Below are 19492 nucleotides of genomic sequence, written 5' to 3' on the forward strand. Positions count from 1 at the left end.
GGTTAGCGACTTTCTGGTCAACGATTAATCGCAAATCGAATCCGCAGACACGGATAGGTTGCGATCTTCCCGAAGGGTGTGGGTAGCCTTGTCGCAGATGCCAACGGTTAGTAACTTTCCCACGGTGAGCGATACCGAATCCGTGATCGCGGTCGCACCGTCCGAGTCCGTGCCGGCGCAGCCGACACGGGACGCTGACGCGAGCCCGCTGGTCCGGATCCGCTCACTGCTGCCCGGGCTCGCCCGGGCCGAACAGCGTGTCGCGAAGGTCGTCCTCGACGACCCGGCGACGGTCGCACGGCGCAGTATCACCGAGGTCGCGCTCGCGGCGAACACCAGCGAGACCACTGTCACGCGGTTCTGCAAGGCGGTTGGAGTCGGCGGATATCCGCAGCTCAGGATCGCTTTGGCGGCCGACACCGCCCGGTCCGAGGCTCGGTCGAGTCGCAATCTCGGCGGCGAGATCGGGCCGGAGGACGACCTGGCCGCGGTCATCGGCAAGGTCAGCTTCGCGGACGCTCGTGCCGTGGAGGAGACCGCCGACCAGCTCGACGTCCCGTCACTACAGCGTGTGATCGACGTCTTGGCAGGCGCCGGCCGTGCGGACGTCTACGGCGTGGGCGCGAGCGCGTTCGTGGCCGCGGATCTGCAGCAGAAGCTGCACCGCATCGGGCGGGTCAGCTTCGCGTGGTCGGACACGCACATCATGCTCACTTCGGCCGCCGTGCTGAGCCCCGGAGACGTCGCGATCGGCATCTCCCACACGGGCGCGACCACGGACACCGTCGAGGCGCTGCGCGTGGCCCGTGAACACGGCGCGATCACCGTCGCCGTGACGAACTTCCCGCGTTCGCCGATCACCGAGGTCGCCGACCACGTGCTGACCACGGCCGCGCGGGAGACGACGTTCCGTTCCGGTGCGACCGCCAGTCGCATCGCGCAGCTGACCGTCATCGACTGCCTGTTCATCGGTGTCGCGCAGCGGCACATGGACGCGTCGGTCAACGCACTCGACGCGACCAGGGACGCGGTTGGCTCGCACCGGCTGGGCGTACGGCCCGACGGCAGGCGGCGGCCGCGGGAAACCGGCAAATGAGCGAAAAAGTGAGGCGCATGATGACCGTCCCACGTCAGGTGGTGCACGTCGATTCGCCAACCGAACAGCGCAATCCACGGACGACCGACATCGACCTGATGTCGACCATGGGCATCCTCGGCGCGATCAACGCCGAGGACCGCCGGGTCCCCGAAGCCGTCGCCGCGGTGCTGCCGCAGGTGGCGCGGGCTGTCGACTTCGCCGTGGAAGCGCTGCGGTCGGGACACCGCGTGCACTACTTCGGGGCCGGCACGTCCGGCAGGCTGGCGACGTTGGACGCGGCTGAGCTCGTGCCGACGTTCAACGTGCCCGCAGACTGGTTCATCGCGCATCACGCGGGCGGCGCGCGCGCTCTGCGTCAAGCCGTCGAAGACGCCGAGGACAACGCGAAGGCCGGAGCCGCCGAAGTGGCCGAGTCCGTCGCGCCCGGTGACTTCGTGCTCGGGCTGACGGCTTCCGGCCGGACACCCTTCGTGCTCGGCGCGCTGGTCGCGGCCAGCCGTCTCGGTGCCCGGACCGCACTGGTTTCGGGCAATCCGGCAGCGGTGACGCCGCCGGGTGTCGATGTCCTCATCGCGGTGGACACCGGCCCCGAGGCGATCGCCGGGTCGACGCGGATGAAGGCGGGCACGGCGCAGAAGATCATCCTCACCGCGTTTTCCACGGCGACGATGATCAAGCTCGGCCGTACGTACTCGAACCTGATGGTCAGCATGCGGGCGACCAACGCGAAGCTGCGCGGGCGGACCATCCGGATCCTGCGCGAGGCCACCGGGATGAGCATGGCGGACTGCTCCGACGCGCTCACCGAGGCCGACGGCGACCTCAAGGTGGCGCTGGTCCACCTGCTGTCCGGCGAGGACGTCGCGAACGCGGCGAAGGCTCTCACGGCCAACGATGGCCACGTACGCAAGGCTCTCGACTCCCTGCGGGTGCGCGCGAGCTGAAACATCACTGATTGCCCATCACCTGCTCATCTGCCTAGGCTCTCAGGTATTCGCGACTGAGAGGTCGGGTGGTCATGAGCATCGGCGGACAGCCCCGTTCATCCCGACGCCTCGCTCTCACGCGACGCGAACGGGTGTCCGTCGCCGGGATGGCCGGATTCATCCTGCTGCTCAACGTCGTGGGCTGGGGGGTCCTGACGCTTTTCGTGGCGCCGCGCCAGTACGAGCTCGGCGCCACGGGCGTGTTCGGGGTCGGCCTCGGCGTCACGGCCTTCGTGCTCGGGATGCGGCACGCGTTCGACGCGGACCACATCGCCGCGATCGACAACACCACCCGCAAACTGATGGCCGACGGGCAACGGCCGCTTTCGGTCGGTTTCTGGTTCTCCCTGGGCCATTCGACGATCGTTTTCGTGCTGTGCCTGCTGTTGTCGCTCGGCGTGCGCGCGCTCGCCGGCGCCGTCGAGGACGACTCGTCCGCGTTGCACGAAGCGACCGGTCTGATCGGGACGTCCGTCTCGGCGGTGTTCCTGTACCTCATCGGGATCATGAACCTCGTGGTGCTGGTGGGCATCGTGAAGGTGTTCCGGCGCATGCGGCGGGGCGAGTTCGACGAAGCGGCGCTGGAGCGGCAACTCGACAACCGCGGCTTCATGAACCGGTTGCTCCGCGGCGCCACCAAGGCGGTGCGCAAGCCGTGGCACATCTACCCGATCGGCGTGCTGTTCGGCCTCGGCTTCGACACCGCGACGGAGATCAGCCTGCTGGTGCTCGCCGGCGGCGCGGCCGCGTTCTCGCTGCCCTGGTACGCGATCCTGGTGCTGCCGATCCTGTTCGCCGCGGGGATGACGCTGTTCGACACCGCCGACGGCTGCTTCATGAACTACGCGTACGGCTGGGCCTTCGCGAAGCCGGTGCGGAAGATCTACTACAACCTGACGGTGACGGCGCTTTCCGTCGCGGTCGCGCTGCTCATCGGGACGATCGAGGTGATCTCGATCGTCACCGAACGGTTCGGCATCACGACCGGCCCGCTCGCGGCGATCGGGTCGCTGAGCCTGGACTACGTCGGCTACGCGGTCGTAGCGCTCTTCGTGCTTACGTGGCTCCTCGCGCTCCTCGTATGGCGCTTCGCGCGTATCGAGGAGCGCTGGTCGGCCCGACTGCCTGCGAAGTAGCCCCTGACCTGCGAAAAGAGAGCAAGGGACCTTTGCTGTCACTTCTCTTAATGTTGAGAGAGGCGATAGCAAGGGTCCCTTGCTATCGCTTTTGGTCAGGCGGGCTGGACCACCGGAGCGCGCGAAGGGACCGTCGTGGCCGAGCCGCACCGGACCTCGGGCGCCGACTGTGTGGATTTTGGTGCGTTAGGTGACCAGAAATCCACACAGTCCGTCGTGACCGGTCCGGTCACGACGGCTAGGTGGCCCGAGAGGCTTGAGGGGGTGTGTGGAAATAGGGACACTCAACGTCCCTATTTCCACACACCCTTCACCCTGAGTGACCCCTCACGCTCTCGCCGGGCACAACGACCCGGCCCCTCAATCCAATCTGAAGTCCTTTCTGGACAGTCATACCCGGTCAGGCGGGCTGGGCCACCGGAGCGCGCGAAGGGACCGAAAGCGCGAAGGCGAGTAGAGCGACGAAGGCGGCAACGGGAGCGACCCACCAGACCCCCGCCGACGACAGGACGACGCCACCCAGCGCGGCACCGAGGGCGCCCCCGCCGTAGATCGCGGAACCGTTGAGCCCCAAGGCGACCGTCGGCGCGTCAGGCGCCAGCGAGAACAGCCGGTGCTGCTGCGGCACCATCAGCATCCCGCCGAACACCCCCGAAGCCACCGCGAGGACCAGCGTGCCGGGCAGGCTCAGCACGGCGACGTCCAGCAGCGCCAGTGTCGCGACCGTGCCGATGAGCGAGAGGGACCGGACGCGCGCGGAGCCGAGTGAGTCGGTCGCCCGACCGGCGAAGGTGTTGCCCGCGATCTGCCCGATCCCGAAGCCGACGAGCAGCCACGAAATCATCGCGCCCGTCGCCACCGGGGCCACCAACACCGGCAGGTACACGAAGGCCGCGAAGCCCGCAGCGGTGCCGAGAACGCTGACACCGAGCACCCGCGCGATCGGCGGCCGCACGACGACGGCGAGCCTGTCGCGCAGGGACACCGTCGGCATCTTGACGCCGGGCAGCAGCGGTACGAGCACCGCCACGACCACCGCCACCGCGCCGATCCCCCACATCACCGCGCGCCAGCCGAACCACGTGCCCGCCAGCACGCCGATCGGCACGCCGAGCACCATCGACACGCTCATCCCGGCCGAGACCGTCGCCAGCGCACGGCCACGGCGCTCGTCCGACGCCAGTGCACCGGCGAGGACATAGGCGTTGGACTGGAACGCGGCGGCGCCCAAGGCGGCCAGCACGCGGGCGACGGCGACCACGGCGAAGGACTCGCCGATCGCCTGACCGGCCATGCCGATCGTGAACAGCACCATCCCCGCGCCGAGTACCCAGCGCCGGTCCAGCCGTCCGGTGAAAGCCGCGATCAGCGGCGAGGAAACCGCGTAGGTCACCGCGAAGACCGTGGTCAGCTGGCCCGCGACGGCTTCGGAAACGCGCAGGTCGGCTGCGATGGTGGGCAGCAGCCCGTTCAAGACGAACCCGTCGGTGCCGACGGTGAACGTCCCGACGGCGAGTATCAGCAGAGCCCCCAAGGCGAGCCGATCATTTGATGATCGTCGAATCGTCATGGGGGGTATAGTGGCCGAACTATTCGATGACTGTCAAACAGTTGGAGCGAAGTGAGCACCACGCTGCCGCAACCGGCGACCGGGGAGATCGAGATCGTGCCGGTGCTCAGCGCGCTGGCGGATCCGGTGCGCCTGGAGCTCATCCGAGCCCTGCGAAGCAACCCTTCGCCGCGAAGCTGCGCCGTCACCGAGTACGACGTCGTGATCAGCGCGCCGACGCTCTCGCACCACTGGAAGGTCTTGCGCGAGGCCGGCCTCACGACGACGTTCGTCGAGGGCCGGACCCGCTGGGTCGAACTACGGACCGAGGACATCCACAAGCGGTTCCCCGGGCTACTCGATGCCGTCCTCGCCTAGCCGCCACTTCGCCGCGAGTTCCGCCGCGGCGCAGACGCCGACGTCCAGCAGATACGGCCCCGCCTGTCCGCAACCGGCACCCGGCGCGATCGGCTGACCGTGCCCCATCCCGTTGACGGCGTGCGTGTCGACGGCGGCACCGACGTCGGTCCACTGCTCGGAAAGCTCACGCAGGTTCATCGAAGCGACCGTGTAGTCCGCGGTCCCGTGCCAGACGCTGACCGGGGACCGCGCACCCGTGCCCGCGGCCCGCACCTTGTCGCCCCATCGCGCAGGGGTCAGATCCTTGCCGGGATTCATGCAGGAGTACGCGTCGATCATCGAGGTCGCGCAGGCGTAGGGCAGCCCCGCCACGACGCCGCCGCCCGAGAACAGTTCCGGATACGCCGCCAGCATCACCGAGGTCATCGCGCCGCCCGCGGACAGACCGGTCACGTACGTCCGGCTTCCGGCCGAGAACCGCGCCATCTGCGCGATCGATTCGGCTTCCCCGGACCCGCGCTTGATGTCGCCCGCCTGGAACCAGTTGAAGCACTTGGTGAAGTTGTTCGCCGAAACCTGTTGCGGCAGAACGAGTTTGAACCGCAGCTTGTCCGCGAGCCCGACCCAGCCGGAGCCACGCGCGTACCCGGCGGCGTCCTGGGTGCAGCCGTGTAGCACGACCACCGCCGGACGTCCGGACGGCAGCCCGTCGGGAACGTATTCGAACATCTGCAACGCACCGGGATTGCTCCCGAACCCGGTCACCGGACGGATCGTCGCCGCCTGCGCCGGAGTAGAAAGGAAGAGGACCAATGCCGAAACCACCGCGCCGATGAGGAGTTTTCGCATCACCCGAGGCTAAAACCGCCGCCGCATGGTTCCCACGTGGACGACCACCACACCGGCAAGCCGTTTTGTGTGGCCACGCCGGGTACCGATCCGGAAAGGCCGCGCTTACCGTCGGCCGATGCGGCTCATTCTGGTCCTCGCGACGATGCTGGCCCTGGCCACCCCCGCCCAGGCGGCGAGCGGTTGCGGGAACGTGCGCGTTCCCGGGGCCGCGAAACAACAACTGTCCTGTTTGGACGATCTGACCACCACCGGCACCCTGGCCACCGGGCATACGGTCCAGGCCGACTGGGCCGGGCTGACCTCGGCCGGCCTCCCCGCCCCCAAGGGCGTTCCCGGCATCCAGATCGACGGCTACTTCCCGGACACGTCGACGGCCAACACCGCGCACGGATGGAACCACGACGCGCAGTTCGTGCTGCGGCTGCCCGATCGCTGGAACGGCGGCCTCGTGGTCTCGGGGTCCCCCGGCGTGCGAAGGCAGTACGCGAACGACCGCGCGATCGCCGACCAGGTCCTCGCTGCCGGGTACGCGTTCGCCGCCACCGACAAGGGCAACACCGGCGCTGACTTCCACACCGACGGACGACGGCCCGGCGACGCGCTCGCGGAGTGGAATTCGCGCGTCACGCAGCTGACCATCGCCGCGAAGGTCGCCGTGGCACACCGCTACGGACGCCTGCCGAGCCGCACCCTCGCGGCCGGGATGTCGAACGGCGGCTACCTCGTCCGCTGGCAGCTCGAGAACCGGCCGTGGCTCTACGACGGCGGCATCGACTGGGAGGGCACGCTTTGGCATGAGGACGGCCCGAACCTGTTCACCTTCCTCCCGCCCGCGATCAAGGCTTACCCCGCCTACGTCGCCGGTTCCGCCCAGGCACACCAGCAGATCCTCGACGCCGGTTTCGCGCCGGGCTCGGAATTCCTGTGGCAGTACCACAACGACGTCTACTGGGGCCTGACGCAGCGGATCTACCAGGCAGAGTTCGATCCGGCGTTCACCGGGACCGACTACGACTACGCCGCCCGGCCGCCGTCGGTGCACCGCGCGGTCGAACGGATCTCGCTCACCGGCCGGATCGGCAAACCGCTGATCACCCTGCACGGCACCCTCGACACGCTCCTGCCGATCACCCGCGATTCCGACGTCTACCAGCGGATGATCGCCGACCAGGGTCGCGCCGGGCTCCAGCGCTACTACCGGATCGTCGACGGCAATCACGTCGACGGTCTGTACGACGCCTTCCCCGGCGAACTGCGTCCCATCGGCCCTTGTTTCCGGACGGCCTTCACCGCTCTCGAAGGCTGGCTCGACGGTGTCCGCCCGCCCGCCTCCGCGACCATCCCTCGTGGAGAAGGCGACCTGGCGACGGCTTGCACACTAAGCTGATCGTATGGAATTCCAGGACGTCGTACGACGCCGTCGCATGGTCCGGAAGTTCACCGACGAGCCCGTCGACGAGGCGAGCCTGCGGCGCATCCTGCGCAACGCACAGAAAGGCCCCTCCGCCGGTTTCTCGCAGGGACAAGGGTTTCTCGTCCTCACCGGCGAGGAACTCGCGAAGTTCTGGGAGTTCGGCGCGAGCTGGGCACCGGAAACCGTGACCACGGCACCGGTCGCGATCGTGCCGCTCTCGGTCAAGAACGCCTACCTCGACCGCTACGCCAAGCCGGACAAGGGTTTCGCCGAAGGTGACGACTCGTGGTGGCGCGTGCCCTACTGGGACGTCGACACCGGGATGGCGACGCTGCTGATCCTCCAGACGGCCGTCGACGAGGACCTCGGCGCGGTGTTCTTCGGGCTCGCGCCGGAAAGCGTGGAACGGCTCCACAGCGAGTTCGGCGTGCCCGAGGATCACGACCCGATCGGCGTCGTGGCGCTCGGGCACAGCGCCGAACCCGGCCCGTCGCCCGGTTCTTCGGCGACCAAGATCGCTCGCCGCGAGTTCGAGGAAGTCATCCGGTTCGGTCACTGGTGAGGCGGTGCAGCCTGAGCGCGAGCTGAAGTTCCAGCGCGCGCTCGGGCGCCTGCCAGTGCTCGCCCAGCAGTGACGCGATGCGGTCCAGCCGCTGCACGACGGTGTTGACGTGCACGTGAAGCAGGTCCTTCGCCTTCGTCAGATTGCCGCCACAGGCGAAATACGCGCGGAGCGTACCGATCAGATCCGTGCCGCGGCGTTCGTCGTAGTCGAGCACCGGGCCGATCGTGGCCGTCACGTACGCGTCGAGATCGGCGTGTTCGCCCAGGAGCAGCCCGACGAAACCGAGGTCGGCCATGCTCGCGCCTTCCCCCGCCCTGCCCAGTGCCAGCAACGACGCGACGCATCGCGCGGCTTCGGCGTGCGCCACGGCCAGCTCCTGCGGGGAGGTGGCCGGTCCCGCCGCGCCCACCGTCACCGGGCAGTCCATCGTGGACGTGAGTTCGGCGGCGACGGATCCGGCCAGCGCACCGGCGTCCGTACCGCGGACCAGCAGGACGACCTCGTCCGCGTGGACACCGACCAGGGCCGCGTGCCGGACGGCCGCCGCGGCCAGCCGCCGCCGGGACACGTCGTCGGAATGCGCGATCAGCACCGCATGCGATGTCGACAAATCGACCCCGAGTCGACGGCCTCGCGCCAGCAACGCGGCGGGATTGCGGCCCGGCGCCGTGAGCAGGTCCGACAGCAGCTCCCCGCGCACCTCGTCCTCGGCCCGCGCGACGGAACGCCGTTGCATCAGCAGTACCGCGGTGACCACGCCTGCCCGTTCGAACAGCCGCCGGTCCGCTTCGCCGAGCGATCGCCCGCCGCCCAGCACCAAGCTGCCGAGGAACTCCTGCCCCGCCTGGACGGCACACAGCCAACCGTCCTCAGTGGACACTGCCCGCCCGCTCGCCCGGGACGCCGACACCGCGGTCCGCGAGAGGTTCAGCTCCCCGCCGGTCCGGGCCAGGACGACACCGTCGGCGTCGTAGACGGCGATGCCGCCACCGAGCACGTCCGCGACCGCGGCGGCGACCTCGGCCAGGTCACCGCCGCGCAGCACGAGATCCATCAGCCGGTCGTGCGCGTCTTCGGCACGGCGCATCGCGTCGTTGTGCGCGCTGATCGTCGCGTTGGCGGCGTTCAGCTCGGCGACCGCGCGCCGCGTCTCGTCGAGCAGATGCGCGTTGTCCAGCGCGATCGCCGCGTGGTCGGCCAGCGAAGACAGCAGCGCGACCTCCTCCGCGCTGAACTCCCGCGCCGCCCGGTCCGAGGCGAACAGCACCCCGATGACCTTGCTGCCGATCGCCAGCGGCACCCCGAGGATCGCGGTCAGCCCCTCGTCGAGCACACCGGTGTCGATCGACGAGGTGTGGCGGAACCGCTCGTCGTCGAAGTAGTCCGCCGTCGCGTACGGCCGCGCGGTCTGCGCGACCAGCCCGCCGAGCCCCTCGCCCATCCCCAGCACGATGTCCTGGAACAGCGCGGAAACCGAACCGTCGGTCACCCGGACGTAGGTGTTGCCCTCGGTCTCGTTCTTGAGGCTGAGGTAGGACACGTCCACGCCGAGCAGCGCCCGAGCCCGGCGCACGATCGACCGCAGGACGGCGTCCGGATCGTCCAGCCGGGCGAGGTCGCTGGCCGTGTCGAACAGCGCGGCCAGCTCCGCCTCGCGCCGCCGGTGCTCGGCGACGGTGTCCCGGATCCGCAGCGCCAGCTCGGTGGCCTTCGGGTCGACGGGGACGTGCGCCAGCTGCTCGCTGCCCGCCCCGGAGGCGAGCAGTTCGAGCAGCCGACGTAGCTGGTCCGCACTGTCCACAGCGGTCATGCTGACACGTGATTGCGTTCCGTGAGAACTTCGGAATGCAAGGACTCGCCCTTGGTCTCGCGGGCGGAGAGCAGCGCGATCACGGTCAGCGCGCACATCGCGACGACGTAGAGCGAGACAGGGACCGTGCTGCCGAACTCCTTGAACAGCGCGACCGCGATGAGCGGCGCCACCGCGCCCGCCGCGATCGACGACAGCTGCCCGCCGACCGAAAGGCCGGTGTAGCGGACCCGCGTCGGGAACTGCTCGGAGAAGAACGCGGCCTGCGGGCCGTACATCGCGCCGTGCAGCACCAGCCCGACGGTTGTCGCGAGAATGATGACACCGGAATTCTTCGTGTCGAGCATCGCGAAGAACGCGAAACTCCACACCGCCATTCCGATGGCACCGAACAAGTAGACCGGGCGACGGCCGATCCGGTCGGAAAGAATGCCCCACAAGGGAATCGTCACGAAATGCACGGCCGAACCGATCAGCACCGCGTTGAGGCCCGCCGATTTCGGCAGACCCAGCCCGGTGGTGACGTAAACGAGAATGAACGCGGTGATCACGTAGTAGGAAACGTTCTCCGCCATCCGTGAACCGATCGTGATCAGCACCGCGCGCCAGTTGTTCCGGAACACCTCGACGACCGGCGCGTGCTCGGGCTTGCTCTTTTCCTGTGCCGCCAGGAAGACGGGCGACTCGCTGACCGCGAGCCGGATCCACAGGCCGATCACCACGAGGACACCGGAAAGCAGGAACGGGATCCGCCAGCCCCAGCTGAGGAACGCCTCGTCGGACTGCGTCGCGGCGAGGATCGCCAGTACCGCCGTCGCCAGCAGGTTCCCGCCGGGGGCGCCACACTGCGGCCACGACGCCCAGAACCCGCGGCGTTTGTCGTCGCCGTGTTCGGAGACGATCAGCACCGCGCCGCCCCATTCGCCGCCGAGCGCGAAACCCTGCACCAGCCGCAGCAGCGTGAGCAGGATCGGCGCCAGGACACCGACGGACGCGTAGGTCGGGAGAACACCCATCGCGCAGGTCGAACCGCCCATCAGCACCAGGCTCAGCACCAGCAGCTTCTTGCGGCCGACCCGGTCCCCGAAATGCCCGAACACCAGCCCGCCGATGGGCCGCGCGAGGAAACCGACGGCGTAGGTCAGGAACGCGAGCAGCGTGCCTGTCAGCGGATCGTTGGTGGGGAAGAACAGTTTGCCGAACACCAGCGCCGCGGCGGAGGTGTAGAGGAAGAAGTCGTACCACTCGATCGTCGTGCCGATCAGGCTGGCGCTGACGACCTTCGCGATCGAGCCGCGGTTCTGGGTGGTCACCGGGGGACGTCCTTTCTGGGAGGGGTTCACGCGGCGGTCCAGCCGCCGTCGAGGGGGATCGAGGTACCGGTGACATGGGCGGCGTGGTCGCCGGACAGCCAGAGCACGCACGCGGCGACGTCCTCGGGCTCGATGAGCCGCTTGATCGCCGAACGGCGCAGCAGGACCTGTTCGATGACGGCGTCGCGGTCGAGGCCGTGTTCTTCGGCCTGCGCCTGGAGCTGGCCGGTGACCAGCGGGGTCCGGACGTAGCCGGGATTGACGCAGTTGCTGGTCACGCCGTGTTCCGCGCCTTCGAGCGCGGTGACCTTGGAGAGCCCTTCGAGCGCGTGCTTCGCGGTGACGTACGCGGATTTGAACGGGCTCGCGCGGAGGCCGTGGACGCTGGACATGTTGACCACGCGGCCGCGGCCGCGGTCGTACATCCACGGCAGCACGCGGCGGATGAGCAGGAACGGCGCGGTGACCATGAGCGACTGGATGCGGGTGAACGTCTCCGGCGGGAACTCGTGGATCGGCGCGATGTGCTGGAAGCCGGCGTTGTTGACGAGGATGTCGATCTCGGCCGGGAGGGTCCCGATGGCCTGGGCGTCGGTGAGGTCGGCGACGTGGGCGATGCCGTTGACGTCGGCCGCCGCCTTCTCGACGGCGTCGTCGATGTCGACGAGGTGGACCTTGGCCCCGGCCCGCGCCAGCGCTTCGGCGCAGACCAGGCCGATCCCGCTCGCCGCGCCCGTGACCAGCGCGGACTTACCCGCCAGATCGCTGTGATACGCACCACTCATGCCGGACGACGTTAGGTCGCCCCGGGCGCTTAAGCCATGTGGTTAGGCGCTACAGCTGCTCAAGATCCCGTGTGGTGTCCCCACACCCTCGGCAAGGGTCAGCCGGCGGCGTCCGAGATGGACTTCGCCTCGCGAGCACCGGCCTCGAAGGCTTCGCACGAGAAGAGCAGCCAGGACCGGACGCCCTCGGGAGTCCCGCCGGCGAACGTCGTAGCGGCCTCGATGTACTTCGGCACCCGCCGGAAGTACGCGACCTCCGGCACCGTCAGGGCCTTCGGGTCCAGCCCCGTCGCCACCGCCGAAAGCCGGGCCGCCGCCCGCGCGACGACCCCGTCCGCGGAGCCGAAAGGCTTCAGCGCCAACAGTTCCCCGTGCACGACGGCGGTCAGCACCGGACCGGGGACCGACGTCGCGCCGGCGACCAGTTGCGCCAGCATCTCCAGCCGCGGCCCGACGTCACCGGACGACCGCGGCCGCCCCAACGCGTCGGGATCCGTCACCAGGTCCGACGCGGCGAGAACGTGCAGGCGCGCCAACGCCTGCAGCGGCGCGCGCCGCCAAGTCGGCAGCAGGCCCTCCAGCGCCTCCGCGACGCGCAGCGCGCCCGCCAGCACCGGATCGGTCACCTCACCGGATTCCGGCAGTTCGGGCGCGGCGCCCTCGATCCCGGCCGACGCCCGCGCCGACCGCACGGACGCTTCGGCGGCCGTCGCCGCGCCGCCACGCAGGTTGGCGGGCAGCCGGTGGACGGCGAACACCGCGTCCTGCGCCGATTTCGCGGCCGCCGCGACCCCTTCGAGGTCCAGCAGCGGCTTCAGCGGATCCGTCACGCGTCCAGCACCTGCCCCGCGCGCCGGACCACCGGCGCCTGCACCGACCACGGGAAGTTGATCCACCGGTCCGTGTGCTTCCAGACGTACTCGCATTTGACCTCGGACCGCGGCTTCTCGTAGACGACCGCGCAGCGCACCTCGGCGACGTGGTCGGCGCAGAAGTCGCGGACCAGCTTCAAGGTCGCGCCGGTGTCGGCCACATCGTCGGCGACGAGCACCTTCTTCTTCGTCAGGTCGACGACGTTCGGCACCGGCGGCAGCATCACCGGCAGGTCGAGGCGCTGATCGACGCCGGTGTAGAACTCGACGTTCATCACGTGCAGGTTCTTCACGTCCAACGCGTAGCCGAGCCCGCCGGCGACGAACAGGCCGCCGCGCGCGATCGACAGGATCAGGTCCGGCTCGAACCCGTCGTCGGCGACGGCCTGCGCCAGGTCTCTGCTGGCCGTTCCGAACAACTCCCAGGTGAGCTCTTCCCGCTCCTCGGCCATGCTGCCTCGCCTCCGTCGATCGTTCCCGCGAGCATAGGCAACGCCTCAGTGGCCTTCTCGAATGCTTCGAAACTGGCTATCCAGCAAGGCCATTACTGGCCGTAACGTCAAGATCGTGACCGACTGGAACGCCCATGCGACCTTGACCGGCGAACGCGTCCGCCTCGAACCGCTCACCCGCGACCACGCGAAAGGCCTGTTCGAGGCCGGATCCGACCCGGCGATCTGGACCTGGCTCAGCCTCCGGCGCCCGGAAGACCTCGCCGCCGCCGAAGCCATGGTCGACGCCATCCTCGCCGACCCGGACCGCCGCGCCTGGGCGCAACTCGACGCGCGCACCGGCGAGGTCGCGGGCACGACGTCGTTCTACGCGATGAACGCGCGCCACAAGATCGTTTCCCTTGGCTACACCTGGATCGGTTCCGCGTGGCAGCGGACCGGGCTCAACCGCGAGTCGAAACTCCTGTTGCTGCGCCACGCTTTCGACGACCTCGGCGCGAACCGCGTCTCGTGGGAGACCGACATCCTCAACCTGAAGTCCCAGAACGCGATCGAACGTCTCGGCGCGCAACGGGAAGGCGTGCTGCGCGCGCATCGCGTCCGGCCCGACGGAACCGTCCGTGACACCGTTGTCTACTCCCTCACCGGACCAGAATGGCCGGCGGTCCGTACCGCTTTGTCCTCAAGCGTGTGAATGCCGCGCGCAACCACGATGCAACCTTTTACTTCGCGTCGTAACGTCGATAGCGTGCCAACGGGCGTGAAGACACGCGAATCACAGGAGGCATCGCACCATGACCGAGCAGTCGCCGGCGCTGGACAATTTGCTCACGGAGAGCAGGACCTTCCCCCCGAGCGAGGCTTTCAGCGCGCAAGCGAATGCCACCGCCGACTTCTACGCCGAAGCCGACGCCGACCGGGATGCGTTTTGGGCCAAGCAGGCCGAGCGCCTCCACTGGGACACGAAGTGGTCGCAGGTATTGGACTGGACCAATGCTCCGGTCGCGAAGTGGTTCGTGGGCGGGAAGCTGAACGTCGCCTACAACTGTGTCGACCGCCACGTCGTCGACGGGCACGGCGACCAGGTCGCCATCCACTGGGTCGGCGAGCCCGGCGACAGTCGTGACATCACCTACGCCCAGCTGAAGGACGAGGTTTCCCGGGCCGCGAACGCCCTCGAGTCCCTCGGGCTCGCCGCAGGCGACCGCGTCGCCATCCAGATGCCGATGGTGCCCGAAGCGATCTTCGCGATGCTCGCGTGTGCCCGCATCGGCGTTCTGCACAGTGTCGTCTTCGGTGGTTTTTCCCCGACAGCACTGCGTTCCCGGGTGGACGACCAGGCGGCGCGGATCGTCATCACCACCGACGGCCAGTACCGCCGCGGCAAGGCCGCCCCGATGAAGGCCAACGTCGACGAAGCGCTCGAAGGCGCCGAATCGGTCGAGAAGGTCATCGTCGTCCGCCGCACCGGCGACGAGGTGCCGATCACCGAAGGCCGCGACCTCTGGTGGCACGAACTGGTCGACGGCCAGTCCGCGGAGCACGCGCCGCAGGCGTTCGACTCCGAGCACCCGCTCTTCATCCTCTACACCTCCGGCACCACCGGGAAGCCGAAGGGCATCCTGCACACCTCCGGCGGATACCTGACCCAGGCGGCGTACACGCACCACAACGTCTTCGACCACAAGGCCGGCGAAGACGTCTACTGGTGCACCGCCGACATCGGCTGGATCACCGGGCACACGTACATCGTGTACGGGCCGCTGGCGAACCGGACGACCCAGGTCGTCTACGAAGGCACGCCGAACACCCCGCACGAAGGCCGCCACTGGGAGATCGTCCAGCAGCACAAGGTCTCCATCTACTACACCGCGCCGACGTTGATCCGCACGTTCATGAAGTGGGGCAACGAGATCCCGGAGAAGTACGACCTCTCCTCGCTGCGCGTGCTCGGCAGCGTCGGCGAGCCGATCAACCCCGAAGCGTGGATCTGGTACCGCGAGAACGTCGGCGCGAACTCGGCGCCGATCGTCGACACCTGGTGGCAGACCGAGACCGGCGGGATCATGATCTCGCCGCTGCCGGGCGTCACAGCCACGAAGCCGGGCTCCGCGCAGAAGGCGCTGCCGGGCATCTCGGCGAAGGTCGTCGACGACCAGGGCGTCGAGGTCGGCAAGGGTGGCGGCGGCTACCTGGTGCTCGACAAGCCGTGGCCGGGGATGCTGCGCGGCATCTGGGGCGACGAAGAGCGTTTCCGCGACACCTACTGGTCGCGCTTCCGCGACCAGGGCTACTACTTCGCCGGTGACGGCGCGAAGTACGACGCCGATGGCGACATCTGGCTGCTGGGCCGGGTCGACGACGTGATGAACGTGTCCGGGCACCGCATCTCGACCACCGAGGTCGAGTCGGCGCTGGTCTCGCACCCGACGGTCGCCGAGGCCGCCGTCGTCGGCGCGACCGATCCGACCACCGGGCAGGGCATCGTCGCGTTCGTCATCCTCCGCGGCAACGCGGTGGACGGCGGGGACAAGGCCGTGCAGGAACTGCGCAACCACGTCGCGAAGGAGATCGGGCCGATCGCGAAGCCGCGGCAGATCCTGGTCGTCCAGGAACTGCCGAAGACCCGCTCCGGCAAGATCATGCGCCGCCTGCTGCGCGACGTCGCCGAGAACCGCCAGGTCGGCGACGTCACCACGCTGGCCGACTCGTCCGTGATGGACCTGATCTCTTCGGGTCTGAAGTCGGGCAAGTCGGAGGAGTAGCTCCGCCGCGTGACATGAAAGGCCCCTTACTTGCAAATTTTGCAAGTAAGGGGCCTTTCATAGCGTCCGGGAGGGCACGAAAGGGACGGTCAAGCGGGTTCGACGGGCAGCCACAGCTCGCAGGTGGCCGTTCCGAAGTCGTCTGAGTGCTCCAGGATCGCGACGATCGACGGCCCCGGCCGCAGCCGCCACGGGTTGGACGGGAACCACTCGGTCGCCGTGGCCGCCCAGGTGTCCTGCAGCGCCTGCGGATGCGCTCCGGCGGTCCGGAAGACCGCCCAGCGCCCGGCCGTGACCTCGATGGCGTCGAGGTCGTCCGGGACCGTGCCACCTGAGACGGCGACTCCGTGCAGGTAGGTCAGTTCACTGCCTTCGGCGCTGTCGGGCTCCAGGTCGTCGCTGACCTGCAGCAGCCCGTCCGGCGAAGTGTCGCTGAGAGCCTTCAGCCGGGTGTGCGCCTCCGCTGGCAGCGCGGCGATGTGCCGCTGGATATGCGGGTTGCCGCCTTCGTGGACGAGCGGGACCCGGGCCGCGTATCCGACGAGACGGAACGCGGGACGGTCGACGATGCGGGTGTCCATGGGGATACTCCCTTCGACGCTCAGGCGGAACCTGAGCCGTGGTTGTGTGCGAAGGGGGCCTCCGTCCCGGCGGACGTCGCCAGGGCCGGCGCCGTGGACGGCCCGGAACGCCCGTCCGAACGCCTCTGTCGAGCCGTAGCCGTACCGGACGGCGATGGTCAGCAGATCATCGTCGCCCCGGACGACGTCGGCGGCGGCGACGGTCATGCGACGACGGCGCAGGTACTCCGAAAGCGGCATACCCGCCAGCGACGAGAACATCCGGCGCAGGTGGTACTCGGTGGTGCCGAGCGCCCTGGCCTCCCCGCCGACGTCAAGTTCGCCGCCGAGGTGTTCCTCTACGAGGGCGGCGAGCCGGTTGAGTGCCGAGATCATGAGGCCTCCTTTCGACGTCGACCTTGACCTGCGGCGGCCTTCCCGCGCCCGACCATGGCGATCCGATCCGATCATGCGCCTACCACACCCCGGTTCGCGACAGTCGAACGCCTGTTCTAGGATGTGCCGGGTACCACCCCATACCCGGGCAAGGAGACGACACCGACGATGACCGTGGATGCCTTGACACGCACTGACGCCGTGTCCGAAGAAGCGGCTACCGAAGCGCCCGTCGACTCGACGCCGCAGGCGGAGACCACCGAAGCCCCGGCTGAGGCCAAGGCCGAAACGCCGGAGTCCCCGGCCGAAGACCAGACGGAGACCCCCGCCGAGAACGTGGCGGAGTCCCCCAAGCCCAAGCGCGGCCGCCCCAAGGTCGCCACGACGGCCAAGAAGACCCGCACCGTCGAGCTGACGCTCACGGTCACCGGCACCGCCGACGGCGAGTGGCAGGCCGAGCTCAAGAACGGCGCCAAGTGGGTCGCGAAGGGCCTGGAGATCCCGGCCGCCGCCGTGTCCCGTGCCGCCAAGGAGCTGCACGCGGACCTGTCCGGCCCGATCGACGAGGTCATCAACGCGGCTCGTGAACTGCAGGCCGCGAAGGTCGCCCAGCTCGAAGCCGAACTGGAGAAGGCGAAGCTGGCCCTGGCCGAGCTGGACGCGTAAGACTTTCCTCCCGACCGGGGCGGACGCTGGAGATTTCGGTGTCCGCCCCGGTTTCTTTTTCGGCCGGTAAGGCAAGGCGGCGAGTCTGGTGCCGCCTGACGCGCCCGGCCTCACGTGAGGTGTTGCGAAGGGCACTTTCGCAACGTTGAAGGTTGCGAAAGTGCCCTTCGCAACATCCTCTTGGGGCTGTTCGCCGGGTCGTGATTAGACGGCGATCACGCGTGTTCAGAAGGAGAACTCACGTGATCGGCGGCCGCCCGGGCAACGGGGTCTTGAACTCGACCCAGCGACTGTCCACAATGGCCTCGACGCTGTGCGGAACCCCGCGCGGATGGACGATCGTCCCCCCGGCTTCGAGCGTGACCTCCCGCCCGTCGAGCGTGCCTCGCAGCGAACCCGAAACCAGGTACACGATGCTGTCGTGATCGTGGCTGTGCACGGGAGAAGCAACACCGGCCGGATAGCGGATCTCGTACGCCAGACCGCCTTCCGCCGTCGCGAGCGTCCGGAACCGGCCCTGCCCGCCGATCAGCGGCAAACCCTCCACAGTGGACATCGGCTGCCAGCTCATCGCGCGGCCTCCATCTCCGCCGCCTCCTCGCGGTCGGGGTCACGGGCGAGCAGGACACCGATGACGGTCACCACCGCGGTCGCGAGCAGGTAGACGCCGATCGCGAGCCAGGTGTCGAAGCCGGCGAGCAGCGCCGTGAACAGCAGCGGCGCGGGCGCCCCGCCGATCACGCCGGCGAGGGTGTACGCCAGCGAGCTGCCGGTGTAGCGCAGGCGCGGCGAGAACTGCTCGGTGACGAGCGCGGCCTGCGGGCCGTAGAGCGCGGCGTGGATGACCAGCGCGAGCACGATCCCGATCGCCAGCATCACGAACGAGCCGCCGCTGACCATCGGGAAGAACACGAACGGCCAGATCCCGGCGGCGATGGTCGCGACCAGGTACATCTTGCGCCGCGAGATCCGGTCCGAGAGCGCGCCGAACAGCGGCATCAGCACCAGCTGGAAGGCCGAACCGATCATCACCGCGGCCAGCCCGGCGCCGCGCGAGAGGTCGGTGTGCGTCGTGACGTAAGTGAGGACGAAGACGGTGAACAGCGCGTAGAGCACGTCCGGGCAGACGCGGATCAGCACGGCCGCGACGAGCGCGCGGCGTTCGGTGCGGAAGACCTCGGAGATCGGCGCCGACGAACGTTCTCCCCGCTCCTGGATCTGCTTGAAGACCGGCGTCTCCTCCAGCTTGAGCCGGATCCACAGGCCGAACCCGACCAGCGCGCCGGACAGCAGGAACGCGATCCGCCAGCCCCAGCTGTTGAACTGGTCCTCGGTGAGCAGCGCGGCCAGGACGGCGAGGACACCATTGGCGAGCAGGTTGCCCGCGGGCGGGCCGATCTGCGCGGCCGATGCCCAGAACCCGCGTTTGTCCGGATCGCCGAACTCACTCGACAGCAGGACGGCGCCACCCCATTCGCCGCCGATGCCGACACCCTGCGCGAACCGCAGCAACACGAGCAGGACCGCCGCGAAGCCGCCGATGCTCTCGTACGTGGGAAGGACGCCGATGAGGAACGTCGCGACGCCGGTGAGCACGAGGGTCATGACCAGGATGCGCTTGCGGCCGAGCACGTCGCCGAGGCGACCGAAGAGGAACCCGCCGATCGGCCGGGCGAGGTAGCCGACGGCGTAGGTGGAGAACGCCGCCATCGTGCTCGCGAGCTGGTCTTCCGAGGGGAAGAAGAGCTGCCCGAAGATCGTCGCGGCCGCCACCGAGTAGGCCGCGAAGTCGTACCACTCGAGCGCTGTCCCCGAGAGGCTGGCCGCGAAGGCCTTGTGCAACGAACGCCGGTCACCGGCTGGTGAGGTCATGTCCACATCCCGTCCGCAGTAGGTCCGCAACCCCGCCGGG

The 19492-nt window shown here is 68.8% G+C and carries 19 protein-coding genes; 9 read left to right on the plus strand and 10 right to left on the minus strand.

Annotated elements, in window-relative coordinates; all coding sequences use genetic code 11:
• Window positions 1-124 precede the first annotated feature (124 nt).
• The 3 genes from ACZ6YV_RS25595 (at window position 125) to nicT (ending at window position 3221) form a co-directional block, all read left to right on the plus strand.
• The gene (locus ACZ6YV_RS25595) at window positions 125-1096 is read left to right on the plus strand and encodes a MurR/RpiR family transcriptional regulator (RefSeq protein WP_465512026.1); all 972 of its coding nucleotides are present in this window, start codon (window positions 125-127) and stop codon (window positions 1094-1096) included.
• 17 nt (window positions 1097-1113) lie between these two features.
• The gene (locus tag ACZ6YV_RS25600; RefSeq protein ID WP_465512027.1) at window positions 1114-2043 is read left to right on the plus strand and encodes an N-acetylmuramic acid 6-phosphate etherase; all 930 of its coding nucleotides are present in this window, start codon (window positions 1114-1116) and stop codon (window positions 2041-2043) included.
• A 74-nt stretch (window positions 2044-2117) separates the two neighbouring features.
• Complete coding sequence (nicT, locus tag ACZ6YV_RS25605) at window positions 2118-3221, plus strand: Nickel transporter NicT (protein ID WP_465512028.1); 1104 nt, start codon at window positions 2118-2120, stop codon at window positions 3219-3221.
• A gap of 400 nt (window positions 3222-3621) precedes the next feature.
• Here the strand turns inward: nicT and ACZ6YV_RS25610 are convergent, their stop codons facing one another.
• Complete coding sequence (locus tag ACZ6YV_RS25610; RefSeq protein WP_465512029.1) at window positions 3622-4791, minus strand: MFS transporter; 1170 nt, start codon at window positions 4789-4791, stop codon at window positions 3622-3624.
• A gap of 51 nt (window positions 4792-4842) precedes the next feature.
• Here ACZ6YV_RS25610 and ACZ6YV_RS25615 point away from each other — a divergent pair, with 51 nt between their 5' ends.
• Window positions 4843-5148 (plus strand): ArsR/SmtB family transcription factor, encoded by a 306-nt coding sequence (locus tag ACZ6YV_RS25615; RefSeq protein ID WP_378245000.1) that lies wholly within the window; start codon window positions 4843-4845, stop codon window positions 5146-5148.
• Here the strand turns inward: ACZ6YV_RS25615 and ACZ6YV_RS25620 are convergent.
• Window positions 5125-5979, minus strand: coding sequence for an extracellular catalytic domain type 1 short-chain-length polyhydroxyalkanoate depolymerase (locus tag ACZ6YV_RS25620; protein WP_465512030.1), 855 nt, complete (start codon window positions 5977-5979; stop codon window positions 5125-5127). The genes ACZ6YV_RS25615 and ACZ6YV_RS25620 overlap by 24 nt on opposite strands.
• 118 nt (window positions 5980-6097) lie before the next feature.
• Between ACZ6YV_RS25620 and ACZ6YV_RS25625 the strand changes: the two genes are divergently transcribed.
• Both ACZ6YV_RS25625 and ACZ6YV_RS25630 read left to right on the plus strand, forming a co-directional pair.
• Window positions 6098-7369 (plus strand): tannase/feruloyl esterase family alpha/beta hydrolase, encoded by a 1272-nt coding sequence (locus ACZ6YV_RS25625; RefSeq protein WP_465512031.1) that lies wholly within the window; start codon window positions 6098-6100, stop codon window positions 7367-7369.
• Between the two features lie 4 nt (window positions 7370-7373).
• Window positions 7374-7958: a nitroreductase family protein gene (locus tag ACZ6YV_RS25630; protein WP_378244994.1), complete on the plus strand. Its 585-nt coding sequence runs from the start codon at window positions 7374-7376 to the stop codon at window positions 7956-7958.
• Here ACZ6YV_RS25630 and ACZ6YV_RS25635 read toward each other — a convergent pair.
• The 5 genes from ACZ6YV_RS25635 to ACZ6YV_RS25655 form a co-directional block, all read right to left on the minus strand.
• Window positions 7936-9771: a helix-turn-helix domain-containing protein gene (locus ACZ6YV_RS25635; RefSeq protein WP_465512032.1), complete on the minus strand. Its 1836-nt coding sequence runs from the start codon at window positions 9769-9771 to the stop codon at window positions 7936-7938. The two genes, ACZ6YV_RS25630 and ACZ6YV_RS25635, sit on opposite strands and share 23 nt — an antisense overlap.
• A complete protein-coding gene (locus ACZ6YV_RS25640; RefSeq protein WP_465512033.1) occupies window positions 9768-11084 on the minus strand; it encodes an MFS transporter in 1317 nt (438 codons plus the stop codon). The genes ACZ6YV_RS25635 and ACZ6YV_RS25640 overlap by 4 nt, the downstream gene beginning before the upstream one ends.
• Before the next feature lie 26 nt (window positions 11085-11110).
• On the minus strand, window positions 11111-11869 hold the full coding sequence (locus ACZ6YV_RS25645; RefSeq protein ID WP_465512034.1) for a 3-hydroxybutyrate dehydrogenase: 759 nt from the start codon (window positions 11867-11869) through the stop codon (window positions 11111-11113).
• A gap of 98 nt (window positions 11870-11967) precedes the next feature.
• Window positions 11968-12699 carry a Fic family protein gene (locus tag ACZ6YV_RS25650; RefSeq protein WP_465512035.1) on the minus strand — a complete coding sequence of 244 codons (732 nt, stop codon included), beginning with the start codon at window positions 12697-12699 and terminating at the stop codon, window positions 11968-11970.
• A complete protein-coding gene (locus ACZ6YV_RS25655) occupies window positions 12696-13193 on the minus strand; it encodes a phosphoribosyltransferase (RefSeq protein WP_465512036.1) in 498 nt (165 codons plus the stop codon). The genes ACZ6YV_RS25650 and ACZ6YV_RS25655 overlap by 4 nt, the downstream gene beginning before the upstream one ends.
• Window positions 13194-13308: 115 nt before the next feature.
• On the opposite strand from ACZ6YV_RS25655, the gene ACZ6YV_RS25660 reads away from it, so the two are divergent.
• Window positions 13309-13887 carry a GNAT family N-acetyltransferase gene (locus ACZ6YV_RS25660; protein ID WP_465512037.1) on the plus strand — a complete coding sequence of 193 codons (579 nt, stop codon included), beginning with the start codon at window positions 13309-13311 and terminating at the stop codon, window positions 13885-13887.
• Window positions 13888-13987: 100 nt separating this feature from the next.
• A complete protein-coding gene (acs, locus tag ACZ6YV_RS25665) occupies window positions 13988-15958 on the plus strand; it encodes an acetate--CoA ligase (protein ID WP_465512038.1) in 1971 nt (656 codons plus the stop codon).
• Between the two features lie 89 nt (window positions 15959-16047).
• On the opposite strand, the gene ACZ6YV_RS25670 is transcribed toward acs, so the two are convergent.
• On the minus strand, window positions 16048-16914 hold the full coding sequence (locus ACZ6YV_RS25670; RefSeq protein ID WP_465512039.1) for an AraC family transcriptional regulator: 867 nt from the start codon (window positions 16912-16914) through the stop codon (window positions 16048-16050).
• A 168-nt stretch (window positions 16915-17082) separates the two neighbouring features.
• Between ACZ6YV_RS25670 and ACZ6YV_RS25675 the strand changes: the two genes are divergently transcribed.
• Window positions 17083-17580, plus strand: a complete 498-nt coding sequence (locus tag ACZ6YV_RS25675; RefSeq protein WP_465512040.1) for a DUF6319 family protein — start codon at window positions 17083-17085, stop codon at window positions 17578-17580.
• 238 nt (window positions 17581-17818) lie between these two features.
• Here the strand turns inward: ACZ6YV_RS25675 and ACZ6YV_RS25680 are convergent, their stop codons facing one another.
• Both ACZ6YV_RS25680 and ACZ6YV_RS25685 read right to left on the minus strand, forming a co-directional pair.
• On the minus strand, window positions 17819-18151 hold the full coding sequence (locus tag ACZ6YV_RS25680) for a cupin domain-containing protein (protein WP_465512041.1): 333 nt from the start codon (window positions 18149-18151) through the stop codon (window positions 17819-17821).
• Window positions 18148-19452, minus strand: a complete 1305-nt coding sequence (locus tag ACZ6YV_RS25685; protein WP_465512042.1) for an MFS transporter — start codon at window positions 19450-19452, stop codon at window positions 18148-18150. The genes ACZ6YV_RS25680 and ACZ6YV_RS25685 overlap by 4 nt, the downstream gene beginning before the upstream one ends.
• Window positions 19453-19492 lie beyond the last annotated feature (40 nt).

The sequence above is a fragment of the Amycolatopsis sp. NPDC102522 genome (assembly GCF_055584485.1).